This window comes from Nocardia sp. NPDC056000, from assembly GCF_042269265.1.
Classification (GTDB): Bacteria; Actinomycetota; Actinomycetes; order Mycobacteriales; family Mycobacteriaceae; genus Nocardia.
Map to the genome: position 1 here is coordinate 31,044 of NZ_JBHJXS010000026.1, position 25,128 is coordinate 56,171.

At 65.8% G+C, this 25,128-nt stretch carries 24 protein-coding genes and 2 tRNA genes; 11 read left to right on the forward strand and 15 right to left on the reverse strand.

All coding sequences use genetic code 11. The features are described 5' to 3' along the window. Positions 1-9 precede the first annotated feature (9 nt). A complete protein-coding gene (locus ACFC4D_RS45795) occupies positions 10-447 on the forward strand; it encodes a PH domain-containing protein (protein ID WP_376073178.1) in 438 nt (145 codons plus the stop codon). A gap of 34 nt (positions 448-481) precedes the next feature. Here ACFC4D_RS45795 and ACFC4D_RS45800 read toward each other — a convergent pair whose 3' ends face one another. Continuing rightward, positions 482-1,354: a rhomboid family intramembrane serine protease gene (locus tag ACFC4D_RS45800; protein WP_375961538.1), complete on the reverse strand. Its 873-nt coding sequence runs from the start codon at positions 1,352-1,354 to the stop codon at positions 482-484. A gap of 28 nt (positions 1,355-1,382) precedes the next feature. Beyond that, a complete protein-coding gene (locus ACFC4D_RS45805; protein ID WP_364636849.1) occupies positions 1,383-1,910 on the reverse strand; it encodes a peptidylprolyl isomerase in 528 nt (175 codons plus the stop codon). A gap of 139 nt (positions 1,911-2,049) precedes the next feature. Between ACFC4D_RS45805 and ACFC4D_RS45810 the strand changes: the two genes are divergently transcribed. The 3 genes from ACFC4D_RS45810 to ACFC4D_RS45820 all read left to right on the forward strand — a co-directional run bounded on the left by ACFC4D_RS45810 (position 2,050) and on the right by ACFC4D_RS45820 (position 4,483). Then, the gene (locus tag ACFC4D_RS45810; protein ID WP_364636847.1) at positions 2,050-2,319 is read left to right on the forward strand and encodes a hypothetical protein; all 270 of its coding nucleotides are present in this window, start codon (positions 2,050-2,052) and stop codon (positions 2,317-2,319) included. Between the two features lie 66 nt (positions 2,320-2,385). Further along, positions 2,386-4,224 (forward strand): glutamine--fructose-6-phosphate transaminase (isomerizing), encoded by a 1,839-nt coding sequence (gene glmS, locus ACFC4D_RS45815; protein WP_376073181.1) that lies wholly within the window; start codon positions 2,386-2,388, stop codon positions 4,222-4,224. Positions 4,225-4,300: 76 nt separating this feature from the next. Further along, on the forward strand, positions 4,301-4,483 hold the full coding sequence (locus ACFC4D_RS45820) for a hypothetical protein (protein WP_375961532.1): 183 nt from the start codon (positions 4,301-4,303) through the stop codon (positions 4,481-4,483). 23 nt (positions 4,484-4,506) lie between these two features. Here ACFC4D_RS45820 and ACFC4D_RS45825 read toward each other — a convergent pair whose 3' ends face one another. The 13 genes from ACFC4D_RS45825 to dnaA all read right to left on the reverse strand — a co-directional run bounded on the left by ACFC4D_RS45825 (position 4,507) and on the right by dnaA (position 20,613). Then, positions 4,507-5,295, reverse strand: a complete 789-nt coding sequence (locus ACFC4D_RS45825; protein WP_364637944.1) for an ABC transporter permease — start codon at positions 5,293-5,295, stop codon at positions 4,507-4,509. 50 nt (positions 5,296-5,345) lie between these two features. Then, on the reverse strand, positions 5,346-6,338 hold the full coding sequence (locus ACFC4D_RS45830) for an ATP-binding cassette domain-containing protein (RefSeq protein WP_364636843.1): 993 nt from the start codon (positions 6,336-6,338) through the stop codon (positions 5,346-5,348). A 613-nt stretch (positions 6,339-6,951) separates the two neighbouring features. Beyond that, positions 6,952-7,977 carry an adenylate/guanylate cyclase domain-containing protein gene (locus ACFC4D_RS45835; protein ID WP_375961529.1) on the reverse strand — a complete coding sequence of 342 codons (1,026 nt, stop codon included), beginning with the start codon at positions 7,975-7,977 and terminating at the stop codon, positions 6,952-6,954. A gap of 73 nt (positions 7,978-8,050) precedes the next feature. Further along, a tRNA-Ala gene (locus ACFC4D_RS45840) sits at positions 8,051-8,123 on the reverse strand. A gap of 9 nt (positions 8,124-8,132) precedes the next feature. Then, positions 8,133-8,240 carry a DLW-39 family protein gene (locus ACFC4D_RS45845; RefSeq protein ID WP_364636839.1) on the reverse strand — a complete coding sequence of 36 codons (108 nt, stop codon included), beginning with the start codon at positions 8,238-8,240 and terminating at the stop codon, positions 8,133-8,135. A 29-nt stretch (positions 8,241-8,269) separates the two neighbouring features. Further along, positions 8,270-8,343: transfer RNA gene (locus ACFC4D_RS45850), tRNA-Ile, on the reverse strand. A 124-nt stretch (positions 8,344-8,467) separates the two neighbouring features. Continuing rightward, positions 8,468-9,298, reverse strand: a complete 831-nt coding sequence (locus tag ACFC4D_RS45855) for a DUF3566 domain-containing protein (RefSeq protein ID WP_364636837.1) — start codon at positions 9,296-9,298, stop codon at positions 8,468-8,470. Positions 9,299-9,474: 176 nt separating this feature from the next. After that, the gene (gene gyrA / locus ACFC4D_RS45860; RefSeq protein WP_364636835.1) at positions 9,475-11,982 is read right to left on the reverse strand and encodes a DNA gyrase subunit A; all 2,508 of its coding nucleotides are present in this window, start codon (positions 11,980-11,982) and stop codon (positions 9,475-9,477) included. Between the two features lie 83 nt (positions 11,983-12,065). Next, positions 12,066-14,105, reverse strand: coding sequence for a DNA topoisomerase (ATP-hydrolyzing) subunit B (gene gyrB, locus ACFC4D_RS45865; RefSeq protein WP_364636833.1), 2,040 nt, complete (start codon positions 14,103-14,105; stop codon positions 12,066-12,068). Positions 14,106-14,547: 442 nt separating this feature from the next. Further along, on the reverse strand, positions 14,548-15,141 hold the full coding sequence (locus ACFC4D_RS45870; protein WP_375961526.1) for a DUF721 family protein: 594 nt from the start codon (positions 15,139-15,141) through the stop codon (positions 14,548-14,550). 318 nt (positions 15,142-15,459) lie between these two features. Continuing rightward, complete coding sequence (gene recF / locus ACFC4D_RS45875) at positions 15,460-16,632, reverse strand: DNA replication/repair protein RecF (protein ID WP_375961523.1); 1,173 nt, start codon at positions 16,630-16,632, stop codon at positions 15,460-15,462. Positions 16,633-16,798: 166 nt separating this feature from the next. Then, a complete protein-coding gene (gene dnaN, locus ACFC4D_RS45880; RefSeq protein ID WP_364636827.1) occupies positions 16,799-17,968 on the reverse strand; it encodes a DNA polymerase III subunit beta in 1,170 nt (389 codons plus the stop codon). Between the two features lie 761 nt (positions 17,969-18,729). Next, a complete protein-coding gene (dnaA, locus tag ACFC4D_RS45885; protein ID WP_376073184.1) occupies positions 18,730-20,613 on the reverse strand; it encodes a chromosomal replication initiator protein DnaA in 1,884 nt (627 codons plus the stop codon). 518 nt (positions 20,614-21,131) lie between these two features. On the opposite strand from dnaA, the gene rpmH reads away from it, so the two are divergent. The 7 genes from rpmH to ACFC4D_RS45920 all read left to right on the forward strand — a co-directional run bounded on the left by rpmH (position 21,132) and on the right by ACFC4D_RS45920 (position 25,084). Continuing rightward, positions 21,132-21,275 carry a 50S ribosomal protein L34 gene (rpmH, locus tag ACFC4D_RS45890; protein WP_083898281.1) on the forward strand — a complete coding sequence of 48 codons (144 nt, stop codon included), beginning with the start codon at positions 21,132-21,134 and terminating at the stop codon, positions 21,273-21,275. Positions 21,276-21,285: 10 nt separating this feature from the next. Further along, positions 21,286-21,705, forward strand: a complete 420-nt coding sequence (rnpA, locus tag ACFC4D_RS45895) for a ribonuclease P protein component (RefSeq protein ID WP_364636823.1) — start codon at positions 21,286-21,288, stop codon at positions 21,703-21,705. Continuing rightward, positions 21,702-22,025 carry a membrane protein insertion efficiency factor YidD gene (gene yidD / locus ACFC4D_RS45900; protein WP_364636821.1) on the forward strand — a complete coding sequence of 108 codons (324 nt, stop codon included), beginning with the start codon at positions 21,702-21,704 and terminating at the stop codon, positions 22,023-22,025. Before rnpA ends, yidD begins: the two co-directional genes overlap by 4 nt. A 4-nt stretch (positions 22,026-22,029) precedes the next feature. Continuing rightward, the gene (gene yidC, locus ACFC4D_RS45905; protein WP_375961516.1) at positions 22,030-23,115 is read left to right on the forward strand and encodes a membrane protein insertase YidC; all 1,086 of its coding nucleotides are present in this window, start codon (positions 22,030-22,032) and stop codon (positions 23,113-23,115) included. 33 nt (positions 23,116-23,148) lie between these two features. Next, the gene (locus tag ACFC4D_RS45910) at positions 23,149-23,712 is read left to right on the forward strand and encodes a protein jag (protein ID WP_376073186.1); all 564 of its coding nucleotides are present in this window, start codon (positions 23,149-23,151) and stop codon (positions 23,710-23,712) included. Between the two features lie 146 nt (positions 23,713-23,858). Then, positions 23,859-24,560 (forward strand): 16S rRNA (guanine(527)-N(7))-methyltransferase RsmG, encoded by a 702-nt coding sequence (gene rsmG / locus ACFC4D_RS45915; RefSeq protein ID WP_376073189.1) that lies wholly within the window; start codon positions 23,859-23,861, stop codon positions 24,558-24,560. Between the two features lie 98 nt (positions 24,561-24,658). Beyond that, complete coding sequence (locus ACFC4D_RS45920; protein ID WP_375961508.1) at positions 24,659-25,084, forward strand: hypothetical protein; 426 nt, start codon at positions 24,659-24,661, stop codon at positions 25,082-25,084. Positions 25,085-25,128: the final 44 nt, after the last annotated feature.

Sequence of the window (25,128 nt, forward strand, 5' to 3'; positions counted from 1 at the left end):
GTGGGGAAAGTGACCACCGATCCCCAACTCTCCTGGTCCACACCCCCGGCGGCGCTGGTCGTCTGCGGTCTCGGCGGCCTCGTCATGGCCGTGGCGGCCGTCGTCACCAGCGATAACGCGGGCCGGTTGCTGATCGGCCTGGCCGCCCTCGGCCTGCTGTTCCTGGCCGCGATGGGACTGCGGCAGCGACCGCGCCTGGCCGTCGAAACCGGGCCCGTCCCCAAGATCGTGGTGCGCGGCCTCACCGGGCCGCGGTTCTACACACCCGATCAGGTGCTGCGCGCCCGCGTCGTGCAGTACCGCCGTCTCGGCCGGCGCATGCCCATGCTGGAAATGGATGTGCGGCACGACGGCGAAGAGCGGCTCATCATCTTCGGCCGCTGGGATCTGGGCGCGCGCCCCGAGAACGTGCTCGACTCGCTGCGCCCGTACCTGGTGAATCAGTGAGCGCCGCGACCCCGCGTCGGTACAGGACCCGGCGCTAGTACAGCGTCGGCGCGCCCAGCACCGTCACCAGGACCGCGATCACACCCACCACCGCCACCGCGATCCAGCCGATCCGCATGGCCGTCGCCGGTGTGCTCGCCTTCAGCCAGCGCGGCAGATACAGGATTCCGCCCGTCGCCGCGGTACCGGCCAGCAGCCCGCCCAGATGCGCCCAGATCGAGATCCCCGGCACCGCGAACGTGATGATCAGGTTGATCACCAGCAGCACCAGGATCTGGGTCAGGTTCTGCCGCGTCCGCAGCATCACCACCGCCACCGCGCCGAAGATGCCGAAGATCGCGCCCGATGCGCCCGCCGACGCCTGCAGCGGATCGGACAGCAGCGTCACCGCCGCCGAACCGCCGAGCAGCGACACCAGATACACGCTGATGAACCGCGCCCGGCCCAGCGCGACCTCGCAGTAGGGGCCGAGCACGTACAGCGCGAACATATTGGTCAACAGGTGAATCGGGCCGATGTGCAGGAAGCCGGAGCCGATCACCCGCACCCATTCGCCGTGCCCGACCAGCGCGGGCACCAGCATCCAGTCCCGGAACAGCGCGGAGAACTTGTTGTCCACCACGCTGTGCGCCTGAATCGCGGTGACCGCGAAGACGATCACGTTCGCGGCGATGAGCGCCCAGGTGACATACGGTTCCGGGCGTTTACCCTGCACCGCGCCCGCCTGATTGCGCACCGGCCGCACATCGGCGCGGCCCTGCTGCACACATTCGACGCAGTGCTGTCCGACCGCGGCCGGGGTCAGGCATTCCGGGCAGGCGGGACGCCCGCAGCGGCTGCATCCCAGACCGCCGGTGGGCCGATCGGGATGCCGGTAACAGGTCGGGGCGGGCTGCTGCGGTTGCATGTCGAATTCTCTTCGGCTCGGACCGGATTCAGGCGATGCTGATCTTCTCGATCACGATCTCGTCCTTGGGACGGTCATTGCGATCGGTGGCGGCGTTGGCGATCAGGTCGACGATCTTGCGCGACTCCGGATCCACCACCTCGCCGAAGATGGTGTGCTTGCGGTTCAGGTGCGGCTGCGGGCCGACGGTGATGAAGAACTGCGAACCATTGGTCGCCGGACCGGCATTCGCCATGGCCAGCAGGTAACCGCGGTCGAAGCGCAGTTCCGGATGGAACTCGTCCTTGAACTCGTAGCCCGGGCCGCCGCGGCCGGTGCCGGTCGGATCGCCACCCTGGATCATGAAACCGTCGATGATCCGGTGGAAGACCGAGCCGTCGTAGAACGGGCCCTCGGTGCCGCCGGAGGCGTTCTTGGTCTTGTACGGGGCGGTGCCGTCGGCCAGGCCCAGGAAGTTCCGCACGGTCGCGGGAGCGTGGTTACCGAAAAGCGCGACCTTGATGTCGCCCTGATTGGTGTGCAGCGTCGCAACAGCAGTCTGATTCGGTGAGGTCACGCGACCAGCCTAGAGCCCGGGGCGAGAGGGGCTCCGGCGCGGCACACCCAGCGGCGGCCGGCGGCCGCTTCCTGTGATTCCCTGCCCGAATTCGGGCACATATGTTGGCGAAACAAGATCCATCAGGCAAGCTCGGACCGTGACTGACGGGGTTCCGGCCGATCTGGTCCGCCATGTGGCGGCATCCACCGGGCTGCCCGAGGCCGTCGCGGCCCGGGTGGTCGCCGACGTCACCGGATACTTCGGCGAGACCGCGGAGGAATTCGTGCGCCGCAGGCACGCCGAACTACAGCGCCGCCAGGTCCGCAATGCCGAGATCTGGCAGCGCATCGCGACCGAGCTCACGCAGCGCCCGGTCGCCGCCCCCGAATTCACCGAACGGCAACTGCGCCGCATCGTCTACGGCTAGTCGGCGGCTACCGCCGCAGCATCCCATTGACCACGTCATATACCTGATCGAGGAGAGCCTCGCGCAATGTGTGGAATCGTCGGATACATCGGACACCGCGAATCGGTCCCGGTCCTGCTGGAGGGCCTGCACCGGCTGGAGTACCGGGGCTACGACTCCGCCGGATTGGCCGTCCCGCACCGCGGACGGCTGCGGATCACCAAAACCCAGGGGCGCGTACAGGATCTGCGCAACCGGGTGGACGCCGAAGGCACCCGGTTGCGCGGCACCGTCGGCATCGCGCACACCCGCTGGGCCACGCACGGCGAACCCAGTGACGCCAACGCGCACCCGCACACCGACGGCTCCGGCCGAATCGCCGTGGTGCACAACGGCATCGTCGAGAACGCCGAGAAACTGCGCGCCGCCCTCATCGCCGACGGCGTCGAATTCCTCTCCGACACCGACACCGAGGCCATCGCACACCTGATCGCCGCCACCCTGGACAGCACCGACACCCTCGAGGACGCCGTGCGCAGCGCACTGGCTCACGTCGAGGGCACTTTCGGTCTGCTGGTACTGGATTCGCGCCGCCCCGACGAACTGGTGGTCGCCCGCAACGGCAGCCCCATCGTGCTCGGCGTCGGCGACGGCGAGATGTTCGTCGCCTCCGATGTGGCCGCGCTGGTGCACCACACCCAGCGCGTGGTCTTCCTCGACGACGGCGAGCTGGCCACCGTGCGCGCGGACGAATTCCGCACCAGCACACTCGGATTGGATGCCAGCCGCACCGACAAGACGCCCACCACCATCGATATGGCGGCCGAGGACTACGCGCTCGGCGGCTACCCGGACTTCATGCGCAAGGAAATGGCGGAACAGCCGGACGCGGTACGCCGCGCGCTGCGCGGGCGGCTCGACGAGCGTTTCGCCACCGCCATTCTCGGCGGCCTGAACATGGACGCGCGCGAACTGCGCGGGATTCGCAAGGTCGTCTTCCTGGGTTGCGGCTCCGCCTATTACGCCGGACAGCTCGGCGCACAGCTCATCGAGGAACTCGCGCGCATTCCCGCCACCGCGGAACCCGCCTCGGAATTCCGCTACCGCAATCCCGTGGTGGATCCGGACGCGCTGTACATCGCCATCAGCCAGTCCGGGGAAACCCTGGATACCCTTGCGGCCGTTCAGGAATTGCAGCGCAAGGGCGGGCGCGTCATCGGCGCGGTCAACGCGGTCGGCAGCGCCATCGCGCGCGAATGCGGTGCGGGCATGTTCCTGCATGCCGGGCCCGAGGTCTCGGTGGCCTCCACCAAGGCGCTCACCAATATGACCGTGTCCTTCGCCATGCTGGCGTTGCTGCTGGGCCGGGTCCGCGATCTGTCCGCCGCAGGGGGTGAGCGCATTGTCACCGGCCTGCGCGCGCTACCCGACGCCATCGAGGCGGTGCTGGAACAGGATCGGGAGATCGCGGAGGTCGCCACCCGTTTCGCCAAGGCGCGCAGCATGTTCTTCGTCGGGCGGGTGCGCGGCTGGCCGGTGGCCCGCGAGGGTGCGCAGAAGCTCAAGGAGATCTCCTACATTCACGCCGAGGCGTATCAGGGCTCCGAACTCAAGCACGGCCCGCTCGCGCTGATCGATCCGGAAATGCCCAGCGTGGTGTTGATTCCCGGTGATGAATTGCTCGCCAAGAACATCACCACCATCGAGCAGATCAAGGCGCGCGGCGGCCCGGTCATCGCCATCACCAACACCGATCTGCCGGACGGCCTGGCCGACGCCGTGATCCGCGTCCCCGCGGTGGCGACCGAACTCGACCCGATCATCCTGACCATCCCGCTGCAACTGCTGGCCTACCACATGGCCATCGCCCTGAACCGGGATGTGGACAAGCCCCGCAACCTCGCCAAGAGCGTGACGGTCGAGTAACCCGATTCGCCCCTTCGCCCACCCCTCCTGTGCACCCTTGGGTGCGCGAAGTCTTGCGCTGTGCCAGAGTGGTCGGATGGGCCTGGGGCGTTTTCGGAATCGGATCATCGTTGCGGCTGTCTTCGCGATCGCGGGTGGTGTCGCCGCGATCTTCGCGAGTCGCCGTCCGCAGCCGCCGGCCCCGGCGGCGGAGCCGCCGCGCCTGGGTTATTCGCGCAACGGCTCCTCCCCCACTCAGATCGCGGAATCCGCGCGCTGAGTGGGTAATTCACACTTTTCGGGCTAGCGGCTCACCGACCGCTTGTACTGCTTCAGTGCCAGCGGCACGAAGATCACCAGGATCACCACCACCCACATGAGCGTGGTGATCTCCGGATGCCGCATCGGCCAGACATCGGCGCTCGGCCCCATCGGGCTGGTATTGCCGAAGAGATTGCGGCTGGCCTGCGTCACCGCCGACACCGGATTCCATTCCGCGATCACCCGTAGCACCGTGGGCAACGTCGCGGTCGGCACGAAGGTGTTGGCGATGAAGGTGAGCGGGAAGATCACCATGAAACTCGCGTTGTTGTAGACCTCCGGCGCGCGCACCAGCAGGCCGACCACCGCCATGATCCACGAGATGGCGTAGGCGAACAGCAACAGCAGCACATAGGCGAACACCGCGTCCAGGAACGATCCGCGAATCCGCCAGCCCACCGCCAGACCGGTCAGCGACATGACCACCAGGCTCACCACATTGATGCACACATCGGCGAGCGTGCGCCCGATGAGCACCGCCGACGGCGCCATGGGTAGCGACCGGAAGCGGTCGATAATGCCCTTCTGCATATCCTCGGCCAGGCTCAGACCGGTGAACGTGGCACCGAACACCACGGTCTGCGCGAAGATGCCCGCGATGAGGAATTCGCGATATGAGGTGCCCTGCAACTGAATCGCCGATCCGAAGACGTAGGCGAACAAGAGCACGAACATGATCGGCGACAGCGTCGAGAAGATCAGCACATCGGGCACGCGCCGAATCTTGATGACATTGCGTTTGGTGATGGTCACGCTGTCGGTGAAGACCATGCTCAAACGTTCTGCGAGCGAAGGCTTTCCGGCGGTGAGCACGGCGGCGGTCATCGATTGCCTCCTGCGGAATCCGCGGCGGTCTTGCCGCCATTGACCAATTCGTCTGCTTCATGACCGGTGAGCGACAGGAATACGTCATCGAGCGAAGGCCGCCGCAGGCCGACATCATGAATGGTCACTTCATGTTTCGCGAGTTGGCCGATGGCATCGACCAACGCCTGCGAACCGTCGTTCACCGGCACGATGATGCGCCGCAGACTCGGTTCGAGCCGAATCTCGCCCTGCGCCAAGCCTTCCAGCGCGCGCTGCGCGATCGGGAGACTGTCCACATGGTCCACGACCAGTTCGATGCGGTCGCCGCCCACCATGGCCTTGAGCTGATCGGCGGTGCCCTCGGCGATCACCTTGCCGTGATCGATGACGGCGATGGAATCGGCCAGCCGATCGGCCTCCTCCATGTACTGGGTGGTCAACAGCAGCGTGGTGCCGCCCGCCACCAACTCCTCGATGACATCCCAGAGATCCTGGCGCGCACGGGGATCCAGACCGGTGGTCGGTTCGTCCAGGAACAGCACAGGCGGATTGGCGACCAGCGCGCCCGCCAGGTCGAGCCGACGGCGCATACCGCCGGAGTAGCCCTTGACCGGACGATCGGCCGCGTCGGCGAGCCGGAAACGCTCCAGTAGTTCGCGGGCGCGATCCTTACTGCGTTGCGTCCCCATGTGATACAGCCGCCCCACCATCTCGAGATTCTCGAAACCGGTGAGATATTCGTCAACCGCGGCGTACTGCCCGGACGCGCCGATGCGGGAGCGCAACAGCTGTGGATCCTTGAGCACATCCACCCCGGCGACGGTGGCGCGGCCGGAATCGGGGATGAGCAGCGTGGTGAAAACACGGACGGTGGTGGTCTTGCCCGCGCCGTTCGGGCCGAGCAGGGCGGTGACGGTGCCCTCGGGCACCGATAAATCGAGTCCGTCAAGAGCGACCAGTTTGCCGTACTTCTTGACCAGACCCTCGGCGACTATTGCGTCGGGCATGATTCTCCTGATGTCTCGCGATGTGGCAGCCGCAGGGGCTCTGAACTGCAAATATGCTGCTGAACAAGACCGGACATTTGGGACTGAGTATGCCTGGGACGCAGACCGGATGCCATGACTTTTTCCTCGCGAACCACGGCGAGTGAACAAGACGAGGGCCGCATCCCGCTGGGGGTCCGGCGGTGCTCGGGGTTGCCGGTGCGGGATGCGGCCACCTCGATGATCGCCCCGCGAGCGAGCCCGGATCGCGAGTAGCGCGCTACTCGAATCCGACAGGCCGACACCGCTTTCCCGGGCACGAACGTATGTTCGCACAGGGGTATGACACTTTTTCCTCGAAAAAAATCTCCGGAACGCGCCCCCGATTTCCACGCAATCCGCCGGTGTCGCGTAGGATCGATCGCGTCGGCCCCTCCCCCCCGGGCCGACCTACGCGGGCCTCGGCTAACTCCCCCCCTTCGCCGAGGCCCGCCCCCATGTCTGCACCCCCTCTCGGCGTATTTCAGCCGGACTCGAGTGCCACTCCGGTGGCGTCGGCCGCCGACGGTCCGCGAGTGGTCGAGTCAGCCCGTCCCCGGCGAGTTACCCCAATCGGAACCAAATCAGTTGTCGCCTAGACCAACGGTCGAATTTCATTGCGGCGCAGCACATGCCCGTGCAGACGGTTGATACCGCGCACGCGGACGGTGCGCAGATTGCGCAGATCGAATTGCGGATCGCCGCCGATCGCATAGGACGCGCCCTCATCGATGAGCACGGTGCCGGGACGCGCCACACCCGTCAGGCGCGCGGCCACATTCACCACGGAGCCGTAGAGGTCGCCGAAGCGCTGCAGGACCTCGCCGTAGGCCAGACCCACCCGCAGCTCCTGTGTGACGCCGTGCGAGGCCGTGGCGGCCTCCTGGATGGCCAGGGCGATGCGCGCGCCCTGTTCGGCGGTATTGGCGGCGAACATGACTTCGTCACCGACGTTCTTGATCACCCAGCCGCCGTGCGCGGTGATGGCATTGCTGGTGGCGGTTTCGAACGCCTCCAGTAGCGCGGAGAGCTCATCGGGCTCCAGATGCCGGGTCAGGCGGGTGTAGCCGACCATATCGGCGAAGCCGACCGCCAGCACCCGCAGCGTGTCCCCCGCGACCGCGCCATTGTCCAGTGAGCGGGCCAGTGCCGCGTCCAGATGACGCCGGAATGCGTAGCGCTGCAACGCTTCGAACTCCTCGACCACCTCCGCGGTGACCTCGCGCGCCAGCTCGGTGCGATCGGCCTCGGGCTCCGCGGCGGCCCGCGCCGCGATACGCGCCAGAATCTCCTCGGTGACCAGATCCACCTGCCATTCGGCCAGCCGCGCCATGGACCGGCCCAGCGTGCGCGCCGCGGTGGTCTGACGGTGAATGTCCGCGGACGCCAGCACATTCAGGCGACTGAACGCCTGCGCCGCCTCGATATCGGCATCGGTGTATTCGATGGCGTCGTCATTGGGATCGGCGGGAAATCCGAGCGACACCCACAACCGGCGGGTCAGCGACGAGGGCACCCCGGTGCGCTCGGCGACCTCACGGCGGTTGTATTTGCGCGGCCCGTTCAGCAGGTACGGCTCCACCACCGATTGGACCAGCTTGGACAGATTCGGGGACGCCATGCCGCCACCTTACGGGGCGAACGCAATGGGCTTCGCGCCGATGTTGTGTGTCACAACACGGAACGAGAAGAAGTGGAGCCTAGGGGAATCGAACCCCTAACCCCTGCCTTGCAAAGGCAGTGCTCTGCCAATTGAGCTAAGGCCCCGAGCCGGGATCAGCGCGTGGTGACCTCGTGCCAGAGATCCGCGTCATTGCGCTGGCGCAATTTGCTGATTCCGAAGATCACCGCGGCGATGACGCCGATCGTGAGGAGAAATTTCATGAATCCCACCCTACTGTGATGTTCGAGAGTGGGCCTAGGAGGACTTGAACCTCCGACCTCTTCGTTATCAGCGAAGCGCTCTAACCGCCTGAGCTATAGGCCCTCATCCGGTTCCGAGTGTGTCACTCGAACCGAGGCTGAAGATTACCCGAAGGTTGTGCGGATAAGCAAAACGGCCGGTCACAGCCCTGTTCTGCGGGGTGTGACCGGCCGTTGCGAGACTGCTTCTAGTCGGGGTCCGCCAGGGTCACCTGGATGCCGCCGACCAGATCGGTGCACTGGTTGTAGACGAACACGCCGACCGTCGAAAGCGCTGTCAGCAACACCACATTGATCATGCCGATGACACCCGCGTAGCCGAACACCGTGCCCGCGTCGATCAGCCCGGACGCCGAGGAGTCCGAAACCATATCGGTGAACGTGGAATTCAGCCGCTCCCACACACCCATGCCCTCGAGCACCAGGTACAGCAGGCCGACCGCCAGCATCCACACGAAGAACAATGCGACGCTGATGACCAGCGACACCTTCAACGTCGACCACGGATCGATATGGCGCACCTGCACGGTCGCGCGCAGCGGCTCACCGGTGGCAGCGGCGGCGGCCACCGCCGCGGGGGCGGACGGCGATACCGGACCGGACGGCGGAATCGGCTCCGGCGGCGGCAGCGGATGCCGCATCTCCGACAGATCCGGCAGATCCTTCACCAGTTCCGGACGGGCGATGCTGCGGGTGGGCCCGTCGATACCGACGGACTTCACCATGGCGGCCTCCTTGCGCGCCGCCTTGGCCGCCAGGTCGGCGGTGGTGCGCGCATTGGAGACACCCGCGTTCAGGCCCACGCCGCCGGGACGACCGGTGGTGGGGGCCTGACCCGGGCGGTACAGGTTGGACTGCGGTTCCCGCTGCGGCAGCTGCGACCACCCGCCGTCCTGGTAGGGGTTACCGGCGGACTGACCGTCCACGGCTTCGGGGGCGGTCACCTCCGTCGGATCGCTGATTCGGCCCGTGACATCCGAGGCGAAATCACCTGAGTTGTCGGGGATTTCATTGGACACCTGCGGCGTACCTCCCTCGTTCCCCGAACCCGGCCGTGGAATCGGCCGCGGCGGAATCGGAGACGGGGCGATTCTCTCGGTCACGCCATTGGCATGACCGCGCTGGTCATTCGGCTGATTGGTCAATGGTGAATCCTTCGATCCGTTGTGCCGCCGCTGCTGGGGTGAAACTACTGCTACGCCGAACCGCTGGTGTCATCTTCGGCAACCTGGTCGGGCTCGTCCGCGTTACGCGCGATCGCAAGCAAGGTATCGCCCTCACCGAGGTTCATCAATCGCACACCCTTGGTCTGGCGTCCGGCCTTGCGAACCTGATTGGCCGCAGTCCGGATAACGCCGCCGCCCGATGTGATGGCGTACAGCTCATCATCGTCATTGACGATGAGCGCTCCGACCAGACTGCCACGTTTTTCGTCGTATTGAATGGTCAATACGCCCTTTCCACCGCGACCCTGCGCGGTGTACTCACCGAGCGCCGTCCGCTTGGAATACCCGCCCGCGGTCGCGACAAGCAGGTACGTCTGATCGTCGTCGCGAACCACGTTGAGCGACAACAGTTCATCGGACTGGTTGAAGCGCATGCCCTGCACACCGGAGGTGGCGCGGCCCATCGGGCGCAGCACCTCGTCATTGGCGGAGAACCGGATGGACTGGCCGTGCGCGGAGACGAGCAGCAGATCGTCCTCACCCGAACACAGTGCCGCACCGACCAATTCGTCCCCATCGCGCAGATTGACCGCCACGATGCCGCCGGTGCGGTTGGAGTCGAAATCGGTCAGACGGGACTTCTTGACCAGGCCGTTGCGGGTCGCCAGCACCAGGTAAGGGGCGTCCTCATAGGTGGTCAGCTGAATGACCTGGGCGATCTTCTCGTCCGGCTGGAACGCCAGCAGGTTCGCCACATGCTGACCGCGCGCGGTCCGGCTCGCCTCGGGCAGCTCGTACGCCTTGGTGCGGTAGACGCGGCCCTTATTGGTGAAGAACAGCAGCCAGTCGTGCGTGGAGGTGATGAAGAAGTGCCGGACCAGATCGTCCTGCTTGAGACCCGCGCCCTGCACGCCCTTGCCGCCGCGCTTCTGCGAACGGTAGAGATCGGTCTTGGTGCGCTTGGCGTACCCGGTCTCGGTGATGGTGACCACCACGTCCTCGCGGGCGATCAGATCCTCATCGGTGACATCGCCGTCCGCGGCGATGATCCGGGTGCGGCGATCATCGCCGTACTTGTCGACGATCTCGGCCAGCTCATCGCGCACGATGGCGCGCTGCCGCTCCGGCTTCTCCAGAATGTCCTTCAGATCGGCGATCTCGAGCTCGATCTTCGCCAATTCGTCGATCAGCTTCTGGCGCTCCAGAGCCGACAGGCGGCGCAGCTGCATATCGAGGATGGCGGTCGCCTGGATCTCGTCGATCTCCAGCAACTGCATCAGGCCGGTGCGCGCGGTATCGGTATCGGCCGACCGGCGGATCAACGCGATCACGGCGTCGAGCTGATCGAGCGCCTTGACCAGGCCGCGCAGGATATGGGCCCGCTCCTCGGCCTTGCGCAACAGGTACTTGGTGCGCCGGACGATGACGTCCAACTGGTGGTTCACGTACAGCCGGATCATCTGATCCAGGCGCAGCGTGCGCGGCACCCCGTCCACGATCGACAGCATGTTCGCGCCGAACGAGGTCTGCAGCTGGGTGTGCTTGTAGAGGTTGTTCAGCACCACCTTCGCGATCGCGTCACGCTTGACGGTGACCACGATGCGCATGCCGACACGGTCCGAGGACTCGTCGTGGATATCCGAGACACCCGCGATCTTGCCGTCCTTGACCTGCTCGGCGATCGCGTTGATGAAATTGTCGGTATTGACCTGGTACGGCAGTTCGGTGATGACGATCGTGGTGCGCCCGCGGGCGTCCTCCTCGATCTCGACCACACCGCGCATGCGGATCGAACCGCGACCGGTGCGGTACGCGTCATTGATGCCCTGGGTGCCCACGATCAGGCCCGAGGTCGGGAAATCCGGACCCTTGACCCGCTCGATGCACGCCTCGAGGGTGGTCTCCTCATCCGCCAGGTGATTGTCCAGCGCCCAGAAGATGGCCTGCGCCAGCTCGGTCAGATTGTGCGGCGGGATATTGGTGGCCATACCGACGGCGATGCCGTTGGAGCCGTTCATCAACAGCGCCGGCACCCGCGCCGGGAGCACCATCGGCTCCTGCGTCTTACCGTCGTAGTTCGGGGTGAAATCGACCGTCTCATGGTCGATTTCGCGCAGCATCTCCATGGCCAGCGGGGTCAGGCGGCACTCGGTGTAGCGCATGGCGGCCGCGCCGTCATTACCGCGCGAACCGAAGTTGCCCTGGCCGTCGACCAGCGGATAGCGCAGCGACCACGGCTGGGCCATACGCACGAGGGTGTCGTAGATCGCCGTGTCACCGTGCGGGTGGTAGTTACCCATGGTGTCGGCGACCGGGCGCGCGGACTTCACATAGCTGCGATCCGGGCGGTAGCCGTTGTCGTACATCGCGTACAGAATCCGGCGGTGCACCGGCTTCATACCGTCGCGCACCTCGGGCAGCGCGCGCCCGACGATGACGCTCATGGCGTAGTCGATGTAGGAGTTCTGCATCTCCTGCTGGATGTCGACCGGTTCGATGCGGTCGCCGCCCGAAGGCGGAAGCGAAGTCTCAGTCATGAATTGGTCTCCGTAGGAAGTCTTTTCGAGGGGTTCCGGACGCAAGGGGGACCCGGGGGAATGAACTCCCGGGTCCTACTTCGCTAGACGTCGAGGAACCGAACGTCCTTGGCATTGCGAGTGATGAAGCTGCGCCGAGCCTCCACGTCCTCACCCATGAGGATCGAGAACAGCTCGTCCGCGGCCGCCGCGTCGTCCAGCGTCACCAGACGCAGGACACGCACGCTCGGATCCATGGTGGTTTCCCACAGCTCCTTCGGGTTCATCTCGCCGAGACCCTTGTAGCGCTGGATGCCGTCGTCCTTGTTGATCTTCTTGCCCGAGGCCAGACCGGCCTCCAGCAGACCGTCGCGCTCACGATCGGAGTAGGCGAACTCCGGCTCGGTGCGCTGCCACTTGAGCTTGTACAGCGGCGGCTGCGCGAGGTACACGTGCCCCTGCTCGACCAGCGGCCGCATGAAACGGAACAGCAGCGTGAGCAGCAGCGTCGAAATGTGCTGACCGTCCACGTCGGCGTCGGCCATCAGCACGATCTTGTGATAGCGCAGCTTGGCGATATCGAACTCGTCGTGGATACCGGTGCCGAAGGCGGTGATGATCGCCTGGACCTCGTTGTTCTTGAGCACCTTGTCGATACGCGACTTCTCGACATTGATGATCTTGCCGCGCAGCGGCAGGATCGCCTGGTACATCGAATCGCGGCCGGACTTGGCCGAACCACCGGCGGAGTCGCCCTCCACGATGTAGATCTCGGACTTCACCGGATCCTTGGAGCGGCAGTCGGCCAGCTTGCCCGGCAGACCACCCAGGTCGGTGGCGGACTTGCGGCGCACCAACTCTCGCGCCTTACGCGCGGCCACCCGCGCCTGCGCCGACGACACCGCCTTGGTGACAATGGTCTTCGCATCGGCCGGATTCGCCTCGAACCAGTGCGCCAGATGCTCATTGCAGGTGCGCTGCACGAACGACTTGACCTCGGTATTGCCGAGCTTGGTCTTGGTCTGGCCCTCGAACTGCGGGTCCGAGATCTTCACCGAGACGATCGCGGCCAGGCCCTCACGGATGTCGTCACCGGTGAGGTTGCCGTCCTTCTCCTTGAGGAGCTTCTTATCCTTCGCGTACTTGTTCACCACCGTGGTGAGCGCGGCGCGGAAACCCTCTTCGTGGGTGCCGCCCTCATGGGTGTTGATGGTGTTGGCGAAGGTGTGCACGGATTCGGAGTAACCCGAATTCCACTGCATGGCGACCTCGAGCTCATGCCCGGTGCCCTTACCGGTGAAGCCCACCACCGAATTGTGGATCGGCGACTTGGTCCGGTTGATGTGCTTGACGAAGTCCTCGAGCCCACCCGGGTAGTGGTAGGTGCGGGTCTTCACCTTCGGCGTCGCGGCCGGGGCGTTCTCGTCCAGATGCTTGGGCGCCTCGGCGGTATCGCCGACCACCTCGTCGGTGACATCGCTGTCGGACACCCGCTGATCGGTCAGCGTGATGGTGAGTCCCTTGTTCAGGAACGCCATCTCCTGCAGGCGGCGCGCGACCGTCTCGAAGTTGTAGACCGTGGTCTCGAAGATATTCGGATCGGCCCAGAACCGGATGGTGGTACCGGTGCGCTTGGTGGCATCGCCCTGGAACAGCTTGCCCGGCTTGGAATCCTTGTACTCCTGGGTCCAGTGGAATCCGTCGGTGTCGACCTCCGCCTCGAGGCGGGTGGACAGCGCGTTCACCACCGAGATGCCGACACCGTGCAGACCACCGGAGACGGCGTACGCGTCGGAGTCGAACTTGCCGCCCGCGTGCAGCTGGGTCATGACCACCTCGATGGTGGGCACACCCTGCGCGTGCATGGCGACCGGGATACCGCGGCCGTCGTCGACGACCTCGACGCCACCGTCGGCCAGGATGGTCACATCGACGCGGGAGGCATAACCGGCCATCGCCTCATCGACGGAGTTGTCCACAACCTCCCAGATGAGGTGGTGCAGGCCGCGCTCGCCGGTGGAGCCGATGTACATACCGGGGCGTTTGCGGACCGCTTCGAGGCCCTCGAGAACAGTGATGGAGTCGGCACCGTAGCCCGGGTTGCCTGACTTGGGCTTGGTCGAGCCGTCTGCGTTGGAGTCCATGGCAGCCACTGGTCGGTAGCTCTCCTTACTTGCTGATCCTCCGGGCGCCGGACGGTGAGCACACGTGGAGCCCCGGAGCAGGTCTGCTCGAGGGTTACGGATCCACGCGCAAGCTGTCGCCGAACGCGCCGGGAGGTATCGCCGCTAGTTACTCCCCCATCCTACTGGTACGACCGACACAGAATGCACCTATGACACCCCTGAGTGCCTCATACGTGCGTGAAATCGACCATCAATATGTCCGGTCATGGGTGAGAGGGGTTCCGGGACCTTCAGCGGGCGATGACAGCGAGCCGCCGGGAGAGTTAGCGACAGGGTTCGCCGCGATCGAGATCCAGACACTCCCAGCCTAGTGCGCGGCACCGACAATTTCCGCGCACGTTCCACGTGAAACGATCGTTTGACCAGCGAAGGAGTCAGCCGCGCAAGCGATTCCGCGCGTCTATCCGTACGTGTCGCGCGGGCCGCGACCCTTGATATGCCGCTCACCCTTACGCCAACTCGGGGCCGTCGGGCCATTGATGCGCAACTGTTTGACCACCCCGTGACCCACCGCGGCCGCGATCTTCGCGAGGATCTGCGACTGGAACATGCGCAGCTGCGTCGCCCACGCGGTCGACTCCGCCTGAATGCTCAGCACATTGTTCTCCAGCGAAACCGGCTGCGCGTGCGCGGCGATGTCCTCCCCCACCACCTTCGCCCACTGGCCGAACACCATGCCCTCGGCCACCTTGCCCGACCAGCCGCGCCCCTTGGCCAGCTGACCGGTCAGCGCACCGAGCAACTGCGGATCGCGATCATCGGGCCCGGACCCGGACCAACCGCGCCGCTTACCGCGCAATGCGCGGATCCCGCCCTTGCGCGGCGGCGACGCCCGGCCCTGACCCACCGATTTACCCGCGGCACGAGCCGCGGCCCTGGCCTCTTCCAGCGCCCGGCGGGCGAGATCCACACCCCGCAACTCACCATCGGGCCCGGTGGCGGACTCCCCCGCCGCCGATCGCGCGGGATCGAAGGCTTCCGGCTGCTCGGCCATGCACAGGTCCCTTCGGTCGCGATCGGTTCGAGATCTCGGTTCCAAGATCTGCAGCTTCCCGGCGATTCTGCCGCATACCGCCGACAGCCACGCCGTGGCCAGGGGTGATGTCGCACTCGCGCCACCGGCACGGCGGCCGGGTAACAATCCCGCACCTGGGGAGAAACCTGGGGAATTGGGGATAACTCCGCGCAGGTCACCGGCCGTACACCCACCGGCGACCTCGCCGTCATCCCGCCGCGATCCGGCTGTCACCCCCGGCTGGACCCGTTCGCCATCCCGGCGCGTTTCGGCCGGGCGTCCGCGCCGACGGGCGGGCTACACCGCGATTCGCGAGGTGCGGCTGTCCGCCTCCCCCGTGGTCTCCACCCGCATCGGGGTGGCCTCGAGTTCGGGCGGAACGTCCTCGACCACCGCGGCGGTGATGAACACCTGCTCCGCCTCGGCGGCGACGGCGGCCAGCGCGGTGCGGCGGCGGCGATCCAATTCGGCGAACACGTCATCGAGGATCAGCACCGGATCGGTCCCCGCCGTGCGCAGCAATTCGAATGCGCCAAGCCGCAAAGCCAGTGCGAACGACCAGGATTCACCGTGACTGGCGAAACCCTTCGCGGGCGCGGAACCCAGCATCAATTCCAGATCGTCGCGATGCGGGCCGACCAGGCAGACGCCGCGCTCGAGTTCCTTCTGCCGGGCATCGGCCAACTCGCGCAACAGGATCGCCTCGAGATCGGCGTCGTCGTCGAGCTGTGGAGTACGCGCGGGATCGAGCAATTCCGGTGGCAGATAACCACTTCGGTACGCGATGGACGCGGGCCGCGATTCCGGCGCGATCGATCCGTAGGCCTGTGCGAGATGTGGATAAAGTTCGTGCACCAGTCGCAGCCGCTGCGCCAGCAGCACCGCACCGTGCGCCGCGAGATGTCCGTCCCACACGTCCAGGGTGCTCAGTTCCGCACCGCGCCCACCGGAACGAGCAAGTCGCCCAGCGGTTTTCAACAGCGCCGAGCGCTGGCGCAGCACCTTGTCGTAATCCGCGCGCACACCCGCCAGACGCGGCAGCCGCGCGGTGGCGAGCTCGTCCAGGAAACGCCTGCGCTCCCCCGGATCACCGCGCACCAGCGACAGATCCTCCGGCGCGAACAACACCGTCTGGAGAATCCCCAGGATCTCGCGCGGCCGCCGCACCGGTGAGCGATTGATCTGCGCGCGATTGGCGACGCCCTGATTGAGCTCCATATCCACCCGCAACTCACGACCGGTGTTCACCACGGTCGCCCCGATGCGAGCCTTCTGCGCGCCCATGCGGATCAGTGGGGCGTCCGCGGACACCCGATGCGAGCCGAGTGTGGACAGATACCCGACCGCCTCGATCAGATTCGTCTTGCCATTGCCGTTGGAGCCCAGGAAAACCGTTCGGCCCGGCGGTAATTCGAGTTCGGCGGCTTCCCAGGACCGGAAATCACGCAGCGACAGGGTGCGCACATACATCCGGCTAGCCACCCTGCCCTTCGACCTGGGGAAATGTTGATGGAACTGGGGATATCCACCCCGTGCAGCGAAAAAACCCGGCGGCGCGGGGTGAAACCCCAACGCGCACCGAGTTTTTCACAGGTTTACCCACACTGTGCACAGTGTTCGGGCGATCGATCGCCGATCAGCCCGGCAGTCGCACCGGCATCAGCAGGTAGATGTAGCTGCTGGCCAGAGCCGCGAACGCACCCGAATCCAGCTGTGCCGGATCCTCTTCCGGTGCGGGCACGAAGACGGCCGGACGGCTGGGGGTGGTGAATCCGAAGGTCACCTTATCGGTGCGCAGCGCACCGAGCCCGTCGACCAGGTAGCCGGGATTGAAGGCGATGGTGAGCCCCTCACCGCGGAAGTCGGCCTCCAGCCATTCCTCGGCGCGACCGGCGTCATCCCCACCGGCCGACAGCAGCAGGCCCTCCTCGGAGAACTCCATCCGCACCTGAGCGCCGCGCTCGGCCACCAAGGCCACGCGCTTGATGGCCTCGACCAGGGCGCTCACCGAGAGCGTGGCCACCGAGGTGTGCTCCTTGGGGAGCAACTGGCGGAACTTGGGGAATTCGGCGTCGAGCAGGCGCGTGGTGGTGCGGCGACCGCCGTTGACGATGCCGAGCAGGCCATCGCTGCCGGTGCCGAACGCCAGCTGCACCGGCTGATCCGAGGAGCCGAGCGTCTTACCGGCCTCGGACAGCGTGCGAGCCGGGACCAGCACCGCGGTCTCCACATCGGCGCGACCCGGATTCCACTCCAGCTCGCGCACGGCGAGCCGGAAACGGTCGGTGGCGGCCAATACGACCTTCGGGCCCTCGATCTCGACCCGGATGCCGGTGAGCATGGGAAGGGTGTCATCGCGGCCGGCGGCGACGGCGACCTGACCGACCGCCTCGGCGAACAGATCCACCGCGAGATCACCGGTCTGGGGAGGAAGTTCGGGAAGCTGGGGATAATCCTCAACCGGCATGGTGGGCAGCGAGAACTTGGCGCTGCCGCAGGCGATCAGCACGCGGGTGCCGTCCACCGATACGTCCACCGGCTTGTTGGGCAGTGATTTGGTGATGTCGGCCAGCAGGCGGCCCGAGACCAGTACCTGCCCGGGACCGGCGACCTCGGCGGCCACGCGCATCTGCGCGGAGACCTCGTAGTCGAAGCCGGACACCGTAAGACCATCTTCATCGGCCACGAGGAGCACACCGCCGAGCACAGGCACCGGAGGCCGCGACGGCAGGCTGCGGGCCACCCAGGCTACGGATTCGGCGAAGTCCTCGCGAGCGACCCGAAACTTCATGCTTGCAAGCTCCATCGCCCGGTCTGTTCCTCTCCCAGTCTCGATCAGTAGTGATCAGTGAATTCGTCAGGGGCTGCTTCCCCCTGGAACCCATGCAGTCTCGCACAGGGGGCCGACATCAAACCGTACCCGCGATCTGCGCGCGCCGGGGCGGAGGGTCCAACTGAGTCCGGGGTGTCCGTTCTTCTCCAGGCGTCCTTGTGCACGAGCCGGGAACCGCTCCCGGCGAACCGTTCGCTCCCAAGCCGAGTTTCCACACACCTGTTTTAGAAGAGAATTCTAATTAGAGAGAAATGAAGTAGTAGTAGGCACTGTGGAATCTGTGGACTTCCCCCCTTTCCGCAGGTCCGAGGGTGCGGCGGCGTGTGGATGTCTCGAGGGTGTCTCGAGGATGAACAGCCGATGGCTGTGGAGTCACCGCCAGTTTCCACATCCATCCTCGAGCCATCCTCGAGTTGCTCCACGGTTTCCGGCCTACCTGCGCACATGGGGGCGAATCGGTGGACAACTACGAGTTTCCTCGAGGACTCCCATGGGACTCCTCGAGGAATCCACAGGGCATAACTCGCATCCGCCCAGGTCAGACCTCGAGGATGAAGCAACCTGTGGGAACTGTGCACTACCGGTTGTGCACCCCTGTTAGTAGAGCCCTGTGGGTAAACCGGTGCACAACTCGAGGATTCCACACAGTTTCCTCGAGGATTCCTCGAGGAATCCACACCCCCGAAAACACAAGACCCCCACGTCAGACGACGTGGGGGCCTGTTAGCTGTGGATCAGCGGGAACGCTGTTTAATCCGGGCTGTGAGTTCTTGAACCTGGTCGTACACCCGGCGCCGCTCGGTCATCTCCTTGCGCACTTTCTTGTCGGCGTACATGACCGTGGTGTGGTCGCGGCCGAACGCCTGGCCGATCTTGGGCAGCGATAGGTCCGTCAGTTCACGGCACAGGTACATGGCGATCTGCCGGGCCTGCGCGAGCGGGCGGGCCTTACCGGGACCGGTCAGCTCCTCGAGCGTGGTGTTGAAGTACTCCGCGGTCACGGCCATGATCGTGGACGCCGTGATCTCCATGGTGGTGGCGTCGGGCATGAGATCGCGCAGCACCACCTCGGCCAGCGACAGATCCAGCGGCTGCCCGTTCAGCGACGCGAACGCGGTCACCCGGATGAGCGCGCCCTCCAGCTCGCGGATATTGCGCTCCACCCGGCTGGCGATGAGTTCCAGCACGTCATGCGGCACATCCAGGCGATCCATCCGCGCCTTCTTGCGCAGGATCGCGATGCGCGTCTCCAGCTCGGGCGGCTGCACATCGGTGATGAGGCCCCATTCGAAGCGGGTGCGCAGCCGCTCCTCCAGGGTGGCCAGCTGCTTGGGCGGCCGGTCCGAGGACACCACGATCTGCTTGTTCGCGTTGTGCAGGGTGTTGAAGGTGTGGAAGAACTCCTCCTGGATGCCTTCCTTGCCCTCGATGAACTGGATGTCGTCCACCAGCAGGATGTCGGTCTCGCGGTAGCGGCGCTTGAACGCGACCTTGCGGTCGTCGCGCAGCGAGTTGATGAAGTCGTTGGTGAATTCCTCGGTGGACACGTACTTCACCCGCATGCCCGGGAACAGCCGCTGGGCGTAGTGCCCGGCCGCGTGCAACAGGTGGGTTTTTCCCAAACCCGAAGCGCCCCAAACGAATAGCGGATTGTAGGCGCGCGCGGGCGCCTCCGCGATGGCCACCGCCGCCGCGTGTGCGAAGCGGTTGGACGCGCCGATGACGAAGGTCTCGAAGGTGTATTTGGCGTTCAGGCTGTTGGCCGAGGACGGCTGCGGCGTCTCGCGCTCGGGCGACTTGTTGAAATAGGTCGGCCACGAATTGCGCGCGTTCACGACCGGTTCGTCGTCCTCGTGATCCTCGTCCACCGGCCTGCGCGCGGGCTGCGACGGCATGGGCGGGGGTGGCGGTGCGGGCATATGGGCGGGTTGCGCCGCCATATGCGCCGGTTCCGGGTCGGCCTCGGGCGAGAACAGCGACTCCTGGCCGGGCGGCAGGTTCGGCGCGCGATGGTTTTCCCGGCGTCGCGGCGGTTGCTGCGGCTCCGGAACGGGTACCGGCAACTCTTCGGCCATCTGTGGCTGACCGAATTCCACCGGTGGATAAGATTCGCGCTCGCCGTACTCGGCGGGGTAGTCCTGTGCAGGGGCGTAGCGGGGCTGTGGATAGTCCGGCTGTGCCTGGTAGTGCGGCTGCTGACGCTCGGCCGGAGCCGGTGCCGGGGGTGCCGGCTGGTAGCTCATCGGGGCGTGATCGGGCTCACGCGGGCGTTCCGGCCGGGAGGTCATGCGGGCGTGCCGGGGTGCGTTGGGCGAGCGGTCGACCGGGGAGTTCTGCTGTGCCCTTATCCGCACGCCGAGGCCCTCGACCTGAAGTCCGCGCCGGGCCAGCGAGCGCAGGATCGGCTCGCGGAGATCGCGTTCCACCACCTCTTGCGCCATGGTTCCGGGCACCGAGAGCAGGGCGAATCCCTGCGCGAAGGTGATCGGTTCGATGATGCCGAGCCAGGCTTTGTGCGCCTTGCTGACCGGCTGGATCTCTCCGTCCGCGGAGCCGCTCGCGAGTTCCGCGATCACCTCGGGCCAGACAGCTGTCAGCACATTCTGCTCGTCGTTCACGAACGGAGTCCTCCCCGGAGCAAGGTCGATTGGAGCAGACGGGCGGCGACTGCTCGATTCCCCCAGGTAACCGGGTGTCGGCGAGCACCGTCAGCCCCACGAATATGCCACTCCAAGGGTGTTTCCACACAATTATCCACAGATGTGGACAACCTGGGGATGCGTGTCGCATCCCGTCGAATCCCCCTATTCGGGCGCAGACCTGCGGTTCTTCAGCAATCAGCTGGCAACTACACGCTAGGTCGCTCCAACGCCTCGAAGGACGGTACATGAAGCGGGGCCATTCGGTCGAACCGGCTTTTCAGCCCCGGAAAGTGCGCTCTTACCCCGAGTTTGACCCTCGTCCAGCAGATAAGTACCCTTCTACAGTCACCCTATGGTGCGGTGGCGGCTGTCTGCTGCCCGTGCCGATAAGGGTATTTGCGTCCGTGGATCTCAGATTCGCCGGATCGCAGACCGTTTCACCGATAAAGCTTCGGGCGTCAACCGACGCCCGCCACCTATGAGGAGTGTTGACCGTGGCCAAGGGCAAGCGGACGTTCCAGCCGAACAACCGTCGTCGGGCGCGCGTCCACGGCTTCCGTCTCCGGATGCGTACCCGTGCGGGCCGCGCCATCGTTTCGGCGCGCCGTGGCAAGGGCCGTAAGTCTCTGACGGCCTGATTCGAGATCAGTGCTGCCTGAGCCGTATCGGCTGCACCGTCGTACCGATTTTTCCCGGACGGTGCGCCAGGGCCGGCGGATCGGGAGACGGGATCTCGTTGTGCACGTACTGCTACACGACGATCTGTCGAGCGGACCGGAACCATCCATTCGGGTGGGCGGTCCGCGTTTCGGCTTGATCGTCAGCAAGGCGGTGGGTCCGGCGGTGGTACGCCACCGGGTGGCCCGCCGCCTGCGTCATATCTGTGCGAGCGTCGCGGTGGATCTACCCGCGGGCGCCGATATCGTTCTGCGCGCCCTGCCGGGCGCGGCGAACGCCGCTTCCGTCGATCTCGAACGTCAGATCCGGAGCGGCCTGCGCAAACTCGGCACCCTCAGCGAATCCGGTCCGGCCGGTGGCGAATCGGGAACAGCTGGCAGCGACTCATGAACGTCCTGCGCGCCGCTGCCCGTCTCCCGGCCAAAGCTCTGATATTCCTCATCGAGCTGTATCGGACCTATGTCTCCCCCACCCGCATGCCGGTGTGCCGCTTCACTCCCACCTGTAGTGAGTACGCGGTGACCGCGCTGCGCACCCGCGGTCTGTTCGTCGGACTCGGACTGGCAGCCGTGCGAATCGTGAAATGCGCACCCTGGCACCCTGGTGGGTGGGACCCCGTACCGGAACGTTCACGTCACCGGCACGCGGCAGCAGCCAAACAAGGGTCACCGTCCGCGGTGACCGGCGAGACGAACGACGGGAGTACATAACGCCGTGCTCGATTTCATCTATTACCCGGTGTCGGGAATCCTCTGGTTCTGGCACCGCGTCTTCGGGTGGGCGCTGGGCGATGACAGCGGTTTCGCCTGGGCGCTGGCCGTGGTGTTCCTCGTGTTCACATTGCGGTTGGTGCTGTACAAGCCGTTCGTGAAGCAGGTCCGCACCACCAAGCAGATGCAGGAACTGCAGCCGCAGATCAAGGAACTGCAGAAGAAGTACAAGAACGATCGTCAGCAGATGACGGTCGAGATGCAGAAGCTGCAGAAGGAACACGGCTTCAATCCGCTCATGGGCTGTCTGCCCGTGCTGCTGCAGGTTCCGGTGTTCCTGGGTCTGTTCCATGTGCTGCGCTCGTTCAACCGGACCGGCACCGGTATCGGCCAGTTGGGCATGACGCCGTACGACAACGCGCATACCGCGAACTACTTCTTCAGCGCGGGCGACGTCCAGTCCTTCCTGACCGCACGGCTTTTCGGTGCTCCCCTCTCGGGCTTCATCACCGAGAAGAACGCGGTGCTGGAATCCTTCGCCGAGTACGGCGGTATGCCGAGCAAGGTCGCCATCATCGCGGTCTCGGTACCGCTGATGATCATCGCGGGCCTGGCGACGCACTTCAACGCGCGCGCCTCGGTGGAGCGGCAGAGCGAGGCGGCCGCCGCCAACCCGCAGGCCGCCATGATGAACAAGCTGGCGCTGTACGTGTTCCCGCTGGGCGTGCTCGTCGGTGGCCCGTTCCTGCCGATCGCCATCCTCATCTACTGGGTGTCCAACAACATCTGGACCTACGCGCAGCAGCATCTCGTCTTCGGCCGCATGGAGAAGGAAGAGAAGGAGAAGAAGGACGCCGCTATCGAGCGTCGCGCCCAGAACGCTCCGAAGCCGGGCGCGAAGCCGGTCGACACTCGTAAGAAGCCGGTCGTCGACGCACCCGCGCAGGCCGACACCAATGGCGTCGATATGGCCAAGACCGATGCGCCGCAGGCCGGCCAGAACGGTTCCGCCAAGTCGAATCAACAGTCGAACCAGCAGAAGAAGCGGTCCGGCAATCGCGGGCGTGCCAACCAGAAGCGCCGTCGCTGATCTTCTCTACAACTCCAGATGAAGGAAACAACCATGACTGTTGAAACCGACGGAGGGGACCCCACAGTGACGGCTGCGACGGCGGCGGCACCGGATACCGAGACCGCGGCGGCGGCCGAGCCCGTGGTGGATGCCGAGGAAGCGCTCATCGAAGAGGGCGAGATCGCCGGTGACTACCTCGAACAGCTACTGGATGTGCTCGACTTCGACGGTGACATCGACCTCGATGTCGAAGGCGATCGGGCCGTGGTGAGCATCGACGGCGGTAAGGATCTGGCGAAGCTGGTCGGCCGCCGCGGTGAGGTTCTCGACGCTCTCCAGGAGCTGACCCGCCTCGCCGTGCAGCAGGCGACCGGCGTGCGCAGTCGCCTCATGCTCGATGTCGCGGGCTGGCGCGCGGGCCGTCGCAGCGAGTTGAGCGCGCTCGGCACCGAGGCCGCCAAGCGCGTACTGGAGTCCGGCGAGCGCGAGGCGCTCACCCCGATGACTCCGTTCGAGCGCAAGATCGTGCACGACGCGGTCGCCGCCGTCGATGGTGTCGTCAGCGAAAGCGAAGGCGTGGAGCCGAGCCGACGGGTCGTCGTCCTCCCCGCGTGACACGCACACCGCACCGAAGCCGGGGCCCCCGCGTCGAACAGACCGGGGGCCCTACGCTTGTCCCGAGTTCGAATCGCCCCGGCCCATGCTTGCCGGGGTTCGGGGGCGCAGCCCCTGAGAGTCCCGAGAGTTGGTTAATCGGAAGGATGTTTCACGTGGAACCTGGCACCGAGTCGACCGATCTCGCTGTCGAGCCGCCCGCCGCAGCCGCGGTGATTTTCGGCGATCGATTGGAGATCGCGCGCCGGTACTACACCGTGCTCGCGAGTGCGGGAGTCGAGCGCGGGTTGATCGGACCTCGCGAGGTGCCCCGGCTATGGGATCGGCACATCCTCAATTGCGCGGTGATCGGTGAGCTCATCCCCGAGGGCGCGACCGTCGTCGACATCGGTTCCGGCGCGGGCCTCCCCGGTATCCCGCTCGCCATCGCGCGCCCGGATCTCCGAATCACCTTGGTGGAGCCGCTGCTGCGCCGGACCGTTTTCCTGGCGGAGTTCATCGAGGCCGCCGGGCTCGGGGTGACCGTGGTGCGCGGGCGCGCGGAGCAGCCGGGCGTGAAGAAGGAGGCGGGCGGCGCGGATGTCGTGACCTCCCGCGCGGTCGCTCCCCTGGCGAAGCTGGCGGGTTGGTCCATGCCGCTGGTGCGCGATCACGGACGCATGCTGGCGCTCAAGGGAATCAGCGCGGTCGAGGAGTTGGAGCGCGATCGCGATGATCTCGCCAAGGCCGGTGCTGGCAAGACCGAGGTGCTGGAATGCGGTGTGGGAGTGCTGGAGACGCCGACGATGGTGATCAGTGCGGAGAAGCTTCCCCGGGCCGATCGTCGTAAAGCGCGCCCGAAGAAATAGTTGAAACACTATTCTTTCAAAACCCCTGTGCGCCGCGCCCCGGCTCGGTACTGTCCGGGTCACCCACACCGAGGTGGGATCGGAGCACAGGAGTTTTCATGAAGACCACACGGCGTGCCGGTTTCGGCGTCGCACTGCTGGGCGCACTGGCCACGACCGCGCTGGTGACCGCGCCCCAGGCCAACGCTCTCGTCAACGGCATCAGCGTTTCGGACACCACCCTGTATGTCGGCCAGACCTACACCATCACCGCGGACGTCACCTTCACCTCGATGCTGTTCCAGGTGACCTTCACCGATAACGGCACCGAGATCGGCAAGGCGAACGTGAGCAATAGCAAGGCGACCATCCAGTGGACGCCCAGCACCACCGGTTCGCATGAGCTGAAGGCGACCCAGGAGATCATCAGCAGTAAGTCGACCACCGTCACTGTGACGACTCAGCCGACTACCCCGGGTGGGGGCACCGGCTCCTCCGGGAGCAACCCGCTCGCCGGATTGCTGAGCTCGCTCTCCGCCAAGTAGTCACTCCCCCACCGCGTCCCGGGAACGGGCGCGACGGCCGGCCC